The sequence below is a fragment of the Streptomyces sp. NBC_01465 genome (assembly GCF_036227325.1).
Lineage (GTDB): Bacteria > Actinomycetota > Actinomycetes > Streptomycetales > Streptomycetaceae > Streptomyces.
This window is the reverse complement of sequence record NZ_CP109467.1, coordinates 4,908,621-4,921,712: the sequence shown is the minus strand read 5'-3', so window position 1 is coordinate 4,921,712 and position 13,092 is coordinate 4,908,621. Positions and strand designations below refer to the sequence as shown.

Annotated in this window: 9 protein-coding genes and 1 pseudogene; 7 read left to right on the top strand and 3 right to left on the bottom strand. The window is 73.8% G+C overall.

All coding sequences use genetic code 11. From position 1 onward, the window contains the following. Positions 1-10 precede the first annotated feature (10 nt). The 3 genes from OG707_RS23335 to OG707_RS23325 all read right to left on the bottom strand — a co-directional run bounded on the left by OG707_RS23335 (position 11) and on the right by OG707_RS23325 (position 4,996). Positions 11-1,387, bottom strand: coding sequence for an RICIN domain-containing protein (locus OG707_RS23335; RefSeq protein WP_329127931.1), 1,377 nt, complete (start codon positions 1,385-1,387; stop codon positions 11-13). 78 nt (positions 1,388-1,465) lie between these two features. Beyond that, positions 1,466-3,028 carry a peptidoglycan-binding domain-containing protein gene (locus OG707_RS23330; protein WP_329121374.1) on the bottom strand — a complete coding sequence of 521 codons (1,563 nt, stop codon included), beginning with the start codon at positions 3,026-3,028 and terminating at the stop codon, positions 1,466-1,468. Positions 3,029-3,037: 9 nt separating this feature from the next. After that, a complete protein-coding gene (locus tag OG707_RS23325) occupies positions 3,038-4,996 on the bottom strand; it encodes an AfsR/SARP family transcriptional regulator (RefSeq protein ID WP_329121371.1) in 1,959 nt (652 codons plus the stop codon). 251 nt (positions 4,997-5,247) lie between these two features. Here OG707_RS23325 and OG707_RS23320 point away from each other — a divergent pair, with 251 nt between their 5' ends. The 7 genes and pseudogenes from OG707_RS23320 to OG707_RS23290 all read left to right on the top strand — a co-directional run bounded on the left by OG707_RS23320 (position 5,248) and on the right by OG707_RS23290 (position 13,062). After that, entirely contained in the window at positions 5,248-6,090 is an 843-nt protein-coding gene (locus OG707_RS23320) for a hypothetical protein (protein ID WP_329121369.1), read from the top strand. A 134-nt stretch (positions 6,091-6,224) separates the two neighbouring features. Continuing rightward, positions 6,225-6,887: pseudogene (locus tag OG707_RS23315) on the top strand (eCIS core domain-containing protein); the annotation flags it as partial. A gap of 405 nt (positions 6,888-7,292) precedes the next feature. After that, positions 7,293-8,876 carry a phage tail sheath family protein gene (locus tag OG707_RS23310; protein ID WP_329121367.1) on the top strand — a complete coding sequence of 528 codons (1,584 nt, stop codon included), beginning with the start codon at positions 7,293-7,295 and terminating at the stop codon, positions 8,874-8,876. A gap of 57 nt (positions 8,877-8,933) precedes the next feature. Beyond that, entirely contained in the window at positions 8,934-9,377 is a 444-nt protein-coding gene (locus tag OG707_RS23305; protein WP_329121365.1) for a phage tail protein, read from the top strand. Then, a complete protein-coding gene (locus tag OG707_RS23300; RefSeq protein ID WP_329121364.1) occupies positions 9,377-9,805 on the top strand; it encodes a hypothetical protein in 429 nt (142 codons plus the stop codon). The genes OG707_RS23305 and OG707_RS23300 overlap by 1 nt, the downstream gene beginning before the upstream one ends. Beyond that, positions 9,802-9,960 (top strand): DUF6760 family protein, encoded by a 159-nt coding sequence (locus OG707_RS23295; RefSeq protein WP_329121362.1) that lies wholly within the window; start codon positions 9,802-9,804, stop codon positions 9,958-9,960. Before OG707_RS23300 ends, OG707_RS23295 begins: the two co-directional genes overlap by 4 nt. A gap of 1,899 nt (positions 9,961-11,859) precedes the next feature. Next, positions 11,860-13,062, top strand: coding sequence for a hypothetical protein (locus tag OG707_RS23290; protein ID WP_329121360.1), 1,203 nt, complete (start codon positions 11,860-11,862; stop codon positions 13,060-13,062). Positions 13,063-13,092: the final 30 nt, after the last annotated feature.

Below are 13,092 nucleotides of genomic sequence, written 5' to 3'. Positions count from 1 at the left end.
TGGCGAAGCCCTACGGAGCCCCACCGATCTTCCACTTCTGGAAGTCCACGACCCCGCCGTTGTCCGTGCACGGCCAGACCAGCACCTGCTTGCCGCCGCTCGCGTCCGTGAGGCACTTGCCGTTTGCCACGTTCACGATGTTCACGAAGCCGTCCTTCTGGACCAGACGCCACCGCTGCTTGCCCGGGAGGCCGCCCGTGCGGAGCTTTTCGATGCCGCCCTTCACGCTCCAGAGTTCGCCCGTCTCGCTTCCGTCCGTCGTCTGCAGGACGCTGCCCGGGGCGTTGCCTGGCGACAGGGCTATCGAGTCGTCGTCGTACGTGTAGAACGTCCACCACTGGTTCTTGTTCTCGTTGTTCTCCACCCACGTGAACGTGTCGACCGCGGTGCCGTCCTCCTTCCTGGCCTGGAAGACGTCCAGGAAGGGCTGGTTGTTCACGTTGCTGCGCAGCGTCTGCGGCTTCGCCACCTTTGCCTTCTCCGCCGGGGCGCCACCACCCCCGCCCTCAGGCTTCTGTGAGGCCCCGCCGCCCGCATCCGGCGTCGGAGTGACCGCCGTCGCGGACGGCGTCGGAGTCGCGCTCGGTGTCGGGGTCGCGCTCGCGGGGAGCAGCGACGGGACCGCCGCCACCTTCTCCGTCGCCTGGGTCTTCACGCCCGGGTCGTGGCGCCACCACAGCGCCGCCAGTACGACGGCGATCGCGACCAGCGCCGACACCAGCGACAGCGCCCAGCGCGGGACGACCGGCGGCTGGATCCAGGTGCCGGTCAGCTCCCCCGGCTGCTCCGAGCCGGGCGCGCCCACCGTGACGAGGAAGGGGTGTTCCTTCACCGCACCGAACCAGTTCACCCGGGCCGGGCGCAGTTCCACCGCCGCGAAACCGGCCCTTCCCGGGTCCGGCTGAACCGCCGTCGGCGTGGTCTCCGCCGTGAACGCGTCGCCGTTCTTCTGACCGGAGAACGCCGCGGTCAGCGGCCTGTTGCCCAGGTTGTCCACGACGACATGACCGCGGGCCCGGAAGCGTCCTCGTACGGTACGGGGCACGAGCTCGGCGTGGACCTGGACGAACGCGCCCACCGTCACCCGGCCCTCGACGACCTCCGCCGCCCCCCGGTGCTCCTGCGGCTCGATCCGCACCCCGAAGGGCACGGGCCCCGCGACGACGTCCGGCGACCGGGGCGGCGCGAAGGTGATCTGCGCGGTCTCCTCGGCGCCCGGGTACAGCCGCAGCTCCTGGGGTTCGATCCGCGTCCAGCCCGCCGCCGCACCGACCGGAGTCAGCCGGTACGCCTCGACGGTGTCGCCCGTGTTGCGCAGTCTCAGACGCAGACTCGCGGTCGCCCCGGGCTCTACGGACGTGTCGGCCGGCTCCAGTGAATTCCACATGCTCACCCACGCAGTCAACCGGCGCGGAGGGGCGGGAAGGATGCCCGTACGGGCAGAGGGAGGGGCAGAAGCGGTGCCCTAACTGCCCGTCACACCCGGGTCCTTGACGCTTCCGCCGACCATCGCCTGGACGGTTTTCGCGTCCACGACGCCGGTCGCGGGGAGGCCGACCGCGCTCTGGTACTGCTTGACGGCGCTCTTCAGCCCGTCGTCGTACGTGGAGGCGTGCCCGCTTTTGGTGCCGCTCTTCCAGTAGTCGACGCCGTACTGGGCGTACTGCCGGTCGTGGCCGAGGTCGGCGGTGCTGACCTGTGACTGCAAGGCCCACCAGAGGGCAGCCTGCACCTGGGTGACCTCGAAGTTCGTCTTGCCGGGCTGGACGTCCTTCCAGTTGACGGACTGCGCCCAGAGGGAGGTGAGCGTGGCGCGGCCGAGGGCGCCCTGGTCGTCGGTGGCGAAGATCTGGGCGGTGTTGTGGCCGGTGCTGTGGCCGTCGTCCTGCACGGCGTTCTGGTAGCAGAGCAGGGAGGTCTCGGTGCGTGCGTCGATCACGCCGGGGTTCCAACTGCCCGTGAGGCGGCACTTGTTGCTGGACGACAGGCCCGCGAGACGGCGCTGTGCGTACTCGACGACGAGGTCCGACGCGTAGCCCTTACGCCAGGGCGGCGTGGCCGCCTGGGTGTCGCCGGACCCGGAGTTGGTGCCGCCGCCGGACTTCGCCGCCTTCGTCGCCCCGGATCCGGAGCCGCCCGTCCCGCTGCCCCCGCCCGTACTCCCTCCACCGTCGTCGGTGGCGGCCGTCGGCGACGGCGTCGGCGCCTTCGGCAGGCCGCTCTCGTTGCCCTGCGCCTCCGGCTTCGCGGAGTTCCCCGCCGCCCGCACCTCACCCGTACCCGTCCCGAACTTCGGCGAGAAGCCGAACCAGAGCACGCCGAACGCGACGGCCGCCGCGACCACCGCCCCGCCGACCGCCACCACCCAGCGGGCGAAGACGGGCCGCTGCTCGAAGGTGCCGGCGAGGTCGTGCGCGGTCTCGTCCCCGGAGCGGCGTACGGCGACGGTCAGCCGGTGCGACTGGCTCTGCCCCGTCCACCGCACGCGCTGCGGCCGTACGGTCAGCCGCGCGAACGCGGCCCGGCCCGGGTCGGCCTCGATCGCCACCGGGTCGACGGTGAAGGTGAGTTGGGCCGACTCGTCGCGCGGTACGAGGGAGGCGGTGAGCGGTGTGTTGCCCAGGTTGTCGACGGCGATCCGCGCCTGTCCGCGCACCCGTCCGACCAGGGTGGGCGGCAGCAGTTCGGCCCGTATCTCCGCGAACGGCGCGACCGTGATCTGCCCCTCGACCACGTCGCGCAGCGCGGGGTGCCCGGCGGGCTCCACGCGGATGCCGTACGGGGCGGGCCCCGCGGCGACGTCGGGCGAGCGCGGCGGGGCGAAGGAGATCTCCGCGGTCTCCTCGGCGCCCGGGTAGAGCCGCAGCGTGCCGGGCTCGATGCGGGCCCAGCCCGCCGGCGTACCGACGACCGAGAGCCGGTACTCCTCCACCGTGTCGCCCGTGTTGCGCACGCGCAGCCGGGCGGTGGTGCGGCCACCGGGATCGACGTCAGCGAGGGCCGGGTCCAGGGCCGTCCACAAAGTCATGTGCGCAGGCTACGGGCCGGTTTGGGTGCATCCGGAGGCCGAACGTACTGGCGCGGGGGCAGATCTGGGTGCCCTCGCGGCCGAGGTCCTGGCCGGGGCCGCGCCCCTCAGCACCCGGGCGGCTGCCCGCTCGGCCGGGTCGGGCGAGCGCTCCAACTGGCGGCGGGCGAAGAGCCGTACGAGATCGTGGCAGCGGTAGCTGTCGGCGCCGTGCTCCTCCAGCAGGCCCGCGTCGACCAGGCACTCCATGGCGTCGCGGGCCTGCTGCTCGCCGACGCCGAGCAGCGTGGCCACCGACGATCGCCCGAAGACGGCGACCCCGGCGGCGGCCACGCGCCGGAACACCCGGGCGGGGCACGGGTCGAGGGCTTCGTAGCCGCGCCGGATGGAGTCCTCCATGCCGTACTTCCCGACCCGGAGTTCGTCCAGCCGCCGTACGTCGTCGCGCAGCCGGACCGCGAGGTCGGCCAGGGTCCAGCGGCGGCGGGCGGCGAGGCGGGCGCCGGCGATGCGGATGGCGAGGGGCAACCAGCCGCAGGACGCGACGAGTTCGCGTGCGGCCTCCGGTTCGGCGGCGACCCGCTCATGGCCGGCGACCGCGCCGAGCAGGCGCAGCGCCTCCGGCTCGTTCATGGTGTCGACGGCGAAGATCCGGGCGCCGGCCGGGGCGACGGTGCGCGAGCGGCTGGTGATCAGCACCGCGCAGCCCCGTACGCCGGGGAGCAACGGCTTGACCTGCATGAGGTCGTGGGCGTTGTCGAGGAGGATCAGTACGCGCCGCCCGGCCAGCATCGAGCGGTAGAGCGCGGCCCGCTCCTCGGCCCCTTCGGGTATGTCCTGCGCGGCGGCTCCGAGGGAGTGGAGGAGGTGTCCCAGTGCGGCTGAGATGTCCGCGGGGGCGGAGGTGTCCCCGCGCAGCGCCACGTACAGCTGGCCGTCGGGGAAGCTGTCGCGGTGGGTGTGTGCGACGTGCACGGCGAGGGCGGTCTTGCCGACGCCGCCGAGCCCGGTGAGCGCGGCGACGGCCATGGTCTTCCCGGCGGCCGCCTCGCGGAGGAGGGCACCGAGCCGGGTGACGGCCTCGGTGCGGCCGCCGAAGTCCGTTACGTCGGGCGGCAGTTGGGCCGGTACGGGGTACGCGGACGGGGTGGGCTCCGCGGACACGGCCCCGCCGGGCGCGCTCCCCAGCAGGCGTTCGTACAGCGCCCGGAGCTCGGGCCCCGGGCCGACCCCCAGCTCGCCGTCGAGCGTGCGGCAGGTCGCCCCGTACACGGCGAAGGCCTCCGCCTGGCGGCCCACCCGGTGCAGCGCCAGCATCAGCAGCGCCTGGGTCCGCTCGCGCAGCGGATGCTCGGCGGCGAAGGAGCCGAGCGCGGCCACGGTCTGCCGGTGGAGGCCGAGTTCCAGCGCACCGTGGAAGTGGTCCTCCTGTGCGCTCAGCCACAGGCCGGTGAGCCGCTCGCGCTGCCGTTGGACGTACGGTCCCGGCAGCCCGGCCAGCGGTACGCCGAACCACAGCCGGAGGGCCGAGCCCAACTCCCGGTGCGCGGCGGCCGTTTCGCCCGCTCCCCGCAACCGGGCGGCTTCGCTCAGCCGGGCCTCGAAGAGCCCGGCGTCGACGGCTCCGGTGTCCAGCCGCAGCGCGTAGCCGTCCCCCGCCGACATCAGGACGGTGGCCGGGGTGCGCGCCGCCCGCTCCGGTTCCAGCAGGGCGCGCAGTCGCGACACGTACGTACGGAGGATTCCCACCGCCCGGGCCGGCGGCCGCTCTCCCCACAGTGCGTCGAGGAGTTCGGCCGTCGAGACGGGCCGTCCCTCGTTCAGTAACAGGACGACAAGCAGCGCCTGTTGCTGAGGGGCGCCGAGCGCCAGCGGCGCCCCGTGACGTTCGGCGAGGGCCGGGCCGAGGACCCGGAACCGCAATCCGACGCCCGCACCGGCCCCATGAGTCCCACCGAGATCTGCCACGCCCGCCCCACCTGTCCGCGCACCGACTGCACCGCACACCTGCCCCGGAAGGGCATGCCTTCTGCCCTCAAGAGGGCCATTCGGGCACTTGCGTTGCTTCCTCTTCTATCAGCCGCTGCTGTGGGCTCTCCCGGCGAGGTGTCCGGGCGGGCAGCCGTCCCTGCCCTCGCTCGCGCCTCTTCATCCCTGGCCCGGGGGCGCGTTCCTGGCGGAGAGTCGTCGCGTACGACCGTGAGGGAAGGGGACGCATCATGCACGCACGCGGCAGGGGGCAGGACCCCGACACCGGGCGCGCGGGGGCCCCAGCACCACGCAGAGCGACACCGGGCGCTGCCCGGGCGGCCCGGCTGGCCCTGACCGGGAACCTGAGTCCGGAAGCGGCGGCGGCGCTCCAACTGACCGCCGGGAACGCGGCCTTGGCGGCCACCGCCTCCGCGGCCCCGGTCCAGCGCGCCAAGAGCGCTCTGTTCGCCGCCAAACCGGAAGCGCACCGCACCCGCAGCGACGAGGACGATCCCGACCGGGAGTACCGGATCGCCGATGTCGCTCTCGCCGACACGCATTCGGCGCAGGGCGAGCACGTCTTCAACGCGGTCAACGCACTCGCCCTCGAGCTCGCCGGCGTACTGGACACACATCTCGAAGCCAACAGGACGCCCGGTATGAGTCCCGAACTGGCGGCGGGCGTCGCCCAGGCCGTCGGGGCGCTGCGCGACCAGGCGCGCGCACTCGGGGTGTCGCGCGACAACCACCAGTACCGGGCGGCACCGGCGGGCCAGGGCAACCCGGCCAACGCCACCAGCTACTCGGAGTACGCCCAGCAGGTGCGCAGGGCCGTCGCGCAGGCGACCGGCGGAGCCAATCCGGTTCTCGGCTGGAGCACGCTCGTGGACCTTTCCCGCCAGGTCCGGGACAGGGCGGTCGACCAGACGGCACGCGCGGCGCAGCAGCGGGCCCTCGGGGCGGGCTTCACCACCTGGTTCGACACGACGAACGCTCAGCTGGAGAGCACGTTCACCGCACTGCTCACGGCTGTGTCGACCGTACGGACGGCCATCGCGTCCAGTCGCTCCACCCCCGGGCAGCACGGCTGAGGCCGGGCCGACCGGACCGGCGATGTCCTTGCGGGCACACCCTCTTGCCCTCGTTCGCGCCTCTTCATACCTGTCCCGGGGGTGCGCTTCCGGCGGAGAGTCATCTGTAAGGCCGTGGGGGAAAGGGGCGCATCATGCACGCACGCGGTAGAGAGCAGGGCCCGGACACCAGGAGGCCCGACGCTCCGGTACGCGCTGCCGCCGTCGCCTCCGCCGCTGCCGATGCGGCGCGCCTCGCCGACTCCGGCAGCCTGACCCCGCAGGCCGCCACCGCCCTTCAACGGGCCGCGGGGAACGCCGCGTTGGCCGCCGCCGTGCAGCGCGACGCGCACGCCCATGGTCCCGGCTGCGGGCACGGGCCCGCCGTGCAGCGCTCGGCCGTCCATGACGTGCTGCGCGCCCCGGGCCGACCCCTGGAGGACTCGGTCCGCGACGACATGGAGTCCCGGCTCGGCGCCGACTTCTCGGACGTACGGGTGCACACGGACGCGGCGGCGAAGGCGTCGGCGGCGGAGGTGGGTGCCCGTGCGTACACCTCGGGCAGCCATGTGGTCATCGGCGAGGGCGGTACGGACCGCCACACCCTGGCCCACGAGCTGACGCACGTCATCCAGCAGCGGCAGGGCCCGGTCGCGGGCACGGACAACGGTTCGGGCCTGAGCGTCTCGGACCCCTCCGACCGCTTCGAGCGCGAGGCGGAGGCGAACGCGCACCGCGCGCTGTCCGCGCAGCCCGCGCCGATCGCGGGAGACGCCGTCCAGCGTGTCGCGAGCGGCTCCGCCGTCGCGGTCCAGCGCATGGGGAAGCACCTCGACAATCTGCGGGACCAGATGCTCGCCAACTACCGGCAGCGGCAGGCCGAGTTCCCGGGGAACGAACGGGTCCCGGTCGAGGCCCGGGTCAACGCCGAACACCTCGTAGACATGTTGCTCGGCCATGCGGACAGCCGGGGCGAGCTGTCCCGCACCGTCAAGGAACTGCTCACCCGCCTGGCCGAGAAGTCGTGGTGCATCACCGCCGGCGTGCACGCAGGAGGCCTCGGCGGAGGCGGCGGCGCGGACCCCAACCGGCACATCACGCTCAATGTGAACGGAGCCGGTGTCCACGTCCAGCTCATGGCGAACGACAAGTTGCAGAACATCACCGGCATCTGACCGGCCTCTCACCGGAAACTTCCCCCAGCAGCAAGGAGCGGAACCACCATGCCCACGTACCTGTCCCCCGGCGTCTACGTAGAAGAAGTCGCCAGCGGATCCCGCCCCATCGAGGGCGTCGGGACCTCCGTCGCCGCCTTCGTCGGGCTCGCCCCCGTCGGGCCCCTCAACGAGCCGACCCTGGTGACCAACTGGTCCCAGTACGTCGCCGCGTTCGGGGAGTTCACCGACGGGTACTACCTGGCGCACTCCGTGTACGGGTTCTTCAACAACGGTGGCACCGCCGCCTACGTGGTCCGCGTCGGCGGCACCGGGGACTCCGCGGCCGCCGAGGCCTCCCCCGGCGCCACCCCCCAGGCGCTGCCGGTCGGCGAGTCCGTCGCGCTCGGTGCGTTCAAGGTGGCCGCCCTGGTCGCCGGGTCCGCGGCCGGCGGGGCGCTCACCGTCGAGGTGCAGGACGTGGACGGGGACGGGGGCGGCGACCGGTTCAAGCTCGTCGTCAAGGACGGTGACAACGTCGTCGAGAGCTTCGACGTCAGCGCCAAGAAGAGCGCCCGCAACTACGTCGTCACCCAGGTCAAGCAGCGCTCCAAGGTGATCGTGCTCGAAGAGGCCGTCGCGGGCGGCCAGTTGGCGAAGCCGGACGCCCAGGCCGTCACGCTGGCCCCGCCGGCCGCGGCTCCCGCATCCGCTCCGGCCGCATCGGGCGGTCAGCTCGCCCGCATCGAGTCCAAGCAGTTCATCGGGGACTCCGCCGACCGCACCGGCTTCGGCGGGCTCGAGGCGTACGACGAGATCAACATGGTCGCCGTACCCGACCTGATGGCCGCCTACCAGCAGGGGATCATCGACCTGGAGCAGGTCAAGGCCGTCCAGCTCGGCCTCGTCGCGCACTGCGAGCTCATGGGCGACCGCATGGCCGTGCTCGACCCGCCGCCCTCGCTGAACGCCCGCGACGTGCGCAAGTGGCGTATGGAGGTGGCCGGTTACGACTCCAACTACGCGGCCGTGTACTACCCGTGGGTCAAGGTCTTCGACCCCTCCAGCGGCCAGACCAAGGTCGTCCCGCCGTCCGGGCACATGGCCGGCATCTGGGCCCGCAACGACGCCGAGCGCGGCGTCCACAAGGCCCCCGCCAACGAGATCGTGCGCGGTGCCGTCGACCTGGAGCTGCAGATCACGCGCGGCGAGCAGGACCTGCTCAACCCCATCGGCGTCAACTGCATCCGCGCCTTCCCGGGCCGCGGCATCCGCGTCTGGGGCGCCCGCACGCTGGCGTCCGACCCGGCGTGGCGCTACCTGAACGTACGCCGGTACTTCAACTACCTGGAGGAGTCGATCCTGATCGGCACCCAGTGGGTGGTGTTCGAGCCGAACGACGAGGCGCTGTGGGCGCGTATCCGGCGCAACATCTCGGCCTTCCTGGTCAACGAGTGGCGCTCGGGCGCGCTCTTCGGGCAGCGGCCCGAGGACGCGTTCTACGTGAAGTGCGACGCGGAGACGAACCCCGTCGAATCCGTCGACCTGGGGCGGGTCGTGTGCGAGATCGGCATCGCGCCGGTCAAGCCCGCCGAGTTCGTCGTCTTCCGGCTGGCGCAGTTCTCGGGCGGTGGCGGGGAGCTGGAGGAGTAGAGCAGCCCGACTCAGTTCATCCGCCGCCGTACAAGCAGACCCAAGGAGTAATCAAGCATGGCCCTTCAGGCCGGTGACTCGCTCACCACGAACAACTTCGGCATCCAGATCGACGGGGTGATGGTCGAGTACCTCCAGGAGGTCAGCAGCCTCTCCGTCGAGCAGGACGTCATCGAGTCCAAGCAGGTCACCTCCTCCGGCAAGCACATCATCGCCAAGCTGCCGGGCGCGCAGAAGTCGGGCGAGTGCACGGTGACGCGCGGTGCGACGCAGGCGACCGAGTTCAGCGAGTGGATCAAGAAGTCCGTCGAGGGCGACATCACGGGCGCCCGCAAGAACGCCACGATCGTGATGATGGACGCCCAGCAGAGCCCGGTGAAGCGCTACCACATGCGCAACGCGTGGTGCTCGAAGGTGGAGATCAGCGCGCTGAAGGCCGGGGACGCGGCTGCCCTCACCGAGCAGATCACGATCACCTTCGAAGAGCTGGTCATCGAATAATGCGCCGCGAAGGACCTGGGGCGCCCGGGGCGGCTCCTCCCGGCCGAGTGCGCGAACCCCTGCGTACGGAGTTCGAGTTCGAGCTGCCGCGCGGGTACGTCGACGAGTCCGGCACCGTGCACCGCACCGGTGCGATGCGGCTGGCCACGGCCCGCGACGAGCTCGTGCCGCTGCGGGACGTACGGGTGCGCGAGAACCCCGCCTATCTGTCCGTGGTCCTGCTGGGCCGGGTCATCACCCGGCTCGGCACGCTCGCGGACGTGCACGACGGGACGGTGGAGAACATGTTCGCCTCCGACCTGGCGTTCCTCCAGGACTTCTACCGGCAGATCAACGCCGAGGGCCACACGCGGGCCGCGGTCGCCTGCCCGCACTGCGAGGAGTCCTTCGAGGTCGAGCTGGCCGGGAGCCGCCTGGGGGAATCGTGACGTACGCGGCTGACCGGATCGAGGAGGAGACCGCGTACCTCGCCTACCACTTCCACTGGGAGATGGACTCCATCCTCGATCTCGAACACGCCGACCGGCGTGGATATGTGCGACGGGTGGCGGCGCTGGTGGAGCGGGCCGAAGGGGAGAGGTGACGGGGGATGGGCCTGTTCAGCAGGGGCCGGCGCAAGGCGGTGCCCGCGGTTCCGGTGACTCCGGCGGCAGCTCCGGCTCGGATTGAGCAGGACGGCGGCTGGGCGGCCGCGCCGCCGGTGCAGCGGGTGCTGTCCGCGCCGAGGATGACGGCGGAGCCGGGCTTCGCGGCATCACTGGCGGCTCACCAACCCCTGGCGTTCGCAAGGGACTTGGGCCACACGGTGAGCGCGTCGGCCCCGTCGGGCCTGCTCCGGGACGCGCTGGTACCGGTGGCGGGCGGCCCGTCCGAACTGGGCCTGCCGGCGCTACGGCTCCCGGTGGCGACGCGGGACGCGGAGGGCGCGACCCCGGCGACGGATGCGGTGCGGGCTGTACGCGACCCGGCGCGGGGCCGGCGCGCGGCGGCACCCGGGGCCACACCGCGCGGGGCCCGGGCAGCAGAGGCCCCGGCGAGCGCAACCGGCACCGGGGCGACTCCCGCCCCGGCGCCGCTCCAGCGGGCCACACCACCCCGGACCCAGGCGACGACCCTCCCACCAAGCGCGCCCGCCACGGGGGTCACACCTGCCCCGGCGACGGACACAGGGATCCCGGTCCGACGTACCGACGGCCCCGATACCGGCCGCGCGAGCGGGCCTGCTCCCACGCCACAGCTCCAGCGGCGCACTGCACCGAGCCGACCGCCAGAGCCCGGTACCGCTTCGGGCGTGCCCACCGCACCCGCAACGGAGCCCGCCGGCACGACGGGGGCAGCACCCGACTCGGGACTCCGGCCCCGGCGTACCACTGGGTCAACGCCCGGAACACAGACCCGACAGGCCGCCACCCGGGGCCTGACCCCGGAGAGTGCCTCAACTCCGATCGATTCCGTCCCAGTTGCACCCCGGCCCGCCACATCGAGTTCGGCACCTGCACCGGTCGCGCATCCGGCCCGAGGGAGCGCCTCCCCTGGATCCGGCCGTGTAGCCGGACCCGCCACCCCGCCACGGGCCCAAGGGACCCAGCGCCGGGCGCCGGAGACGAACACGCCCGCCACGGGCGCCGCACCCGCGCCGAACCCGGAAGCCGGTCCTCCGGTCCGGCGGACCGCCGCCACGCGGACGGACCCGGCGCCTCACGTACAGCGCACCACCAGCACACCGCACCAGGCCCCGGAGGCAGCCACGACCGCTGCCCGACCTGCCGCCGCAGCAGGGTCAACAGCCTCACCGCAGGCGGAAACAGGACCTCCGGCCCGACGGACCGCCGCTCCGCACCCGACCCCGGGAACGGCCCCCGCTTCGAACGCGCCGACCGGGGCAGCGCCCCCGCCGACGCCGGACGCCCAGCGCCCGGACCGGCGGACCACCACACCGCACCGCGCCTCGGAGGCCAACGCCACCCCGGGCGCCCCCGCACCGCAGGCGGAAGCAGGGCCGGCGGTCCGACGGACCGCCGCTCCGGGGACAACCCCCCAGTCACCGGTCCGGCGAACCGCCACTCCGCACCCGACCCCGGGAACGGCGCCCACTTCGAGCGCACCGGCCGGGGCAGTACCTCCGCCGACGCCGGACGCCCAACGTCCGAACCGGCGGACCACCACACCGCACCGAGCCCCGGAGGCCAACTCCACCCTGGACGTGCCCGCACCGCAGGCGGAAACCGGGCCTCCGGTCCGACGGACCGCCGGCCCCGGGGCGAACGCGCCCGGCCCGCGTCCCGCCTCGTCCGCGTCGCCGACCCCCACACCGAAATCAGCACGCGCCGGGCTGCAGCAGCCGATCCAGCGCGTGTCCGCGCAGACTGCCCGGGACGCCGGTCCGCACACCGGACCCGGTACGGCAGTTCGCCCCACCGGCACCTTCGATTCCGCACACACGCAGGGTGCGGCTGCAGACACGTCAAGTCCCGCCGCTCCCGTGGCCGTTACCCCGCCCCGGGCCACCCCTCCCGACCCCGCCCGCCGCGCCACCTCCGCCGCGCGCCCCTCGCTCGTCTCCGCGCCCCGGCCCACCGGCGCACCCGCGCGACGGCTGGACCCCGTCGGTGCCGTGCGCCCCGTGCCGCCTGCCGTTCCCGCGCCCGCGCCCCCGGCCCCTCAGCCCGCGCCGAGCCCGGCGCCCCAGACTGTCCCCGCGCCGCTTCCCCCGGTGGGCGCGGGGACACCACCGCCACCAGCCGTACAGCGCAAGCCTGTTGTGCGGCGCGTACGGCGCGACCCCGCCCCCGACGGTGCCGCCGCGCCCGCCCGGCGCCGCCCCCTGATCGGAGCGCCGCTGACCCCCGAAGCCGTACAGCGCTCGACCTCCGCAGCAGCTCCGACACGTACGCCGGGGCCCGACGTACCCCCGGCCCCCGCGAGCCCCGTCGCAGCCCAACCCCCGGTCCAGGCACCGCAGTTGCCCGCGATCCAGCGCACCGCTGCCGCACGTCCGGCCCTGGGCTCGCCCCTTGAGCAGCCCACCCCCACCACGCCACCGGCCCAGGATTCCCCCCTGGAGCAGACCCCGGCCACCGTCCAGCGCGGCCCCCGGACCGCACCGCAGCCCCAGGCGCAGGCCCCCGACGCCCCGAGCACACCCCAGGCCGCGCCCCCCGCCCTCCGCACCGTCCACCTCCCCCTGACCCCCCTCCCCCGGCCCACAGTCGGCGCGCCCCTCGCCTCCTCCCGCCCTCTCCTGGCCAGGGAGTCGTACGGGACCGACACCCCGGCCCCCGCCCCCACCACACCCGCACCCCTCCAGCGCGCCGCCCGCAGCGAACCCTCCGTCGCCGCCTCTCCCCGGCCCGTGGTCCCCCTGCGCCCTGCCCCCGCCGCCCCCCTCGCCCTCCCGGTCGCAGCCACCACGCCGGCGGCCCCGCCCGCGCAGCCCCTGCGCCCCGTCGTCCAGCGCCGTACGACAACCGCCGCCCCCACCCCCGCCGCGCGCACGACCCCGCCCCCGGCCACCCCCCGCCCCGTACAACGCACCGCCGTCGCACCGCCCCCACCCCCGTCGGAGGCCGGCGCCCCGGCCGACCTCGACGCCCTCGCCAAGCGTCTCGTCGCACCCCTGTCCCGCCTCCTCCGCGCCGAACTCCGCGGCGACCGCGAACGCATCGGACGCCTCCGCGACCGCTGACCGCCCCGGCAACCCGTCACCACAAAGAAA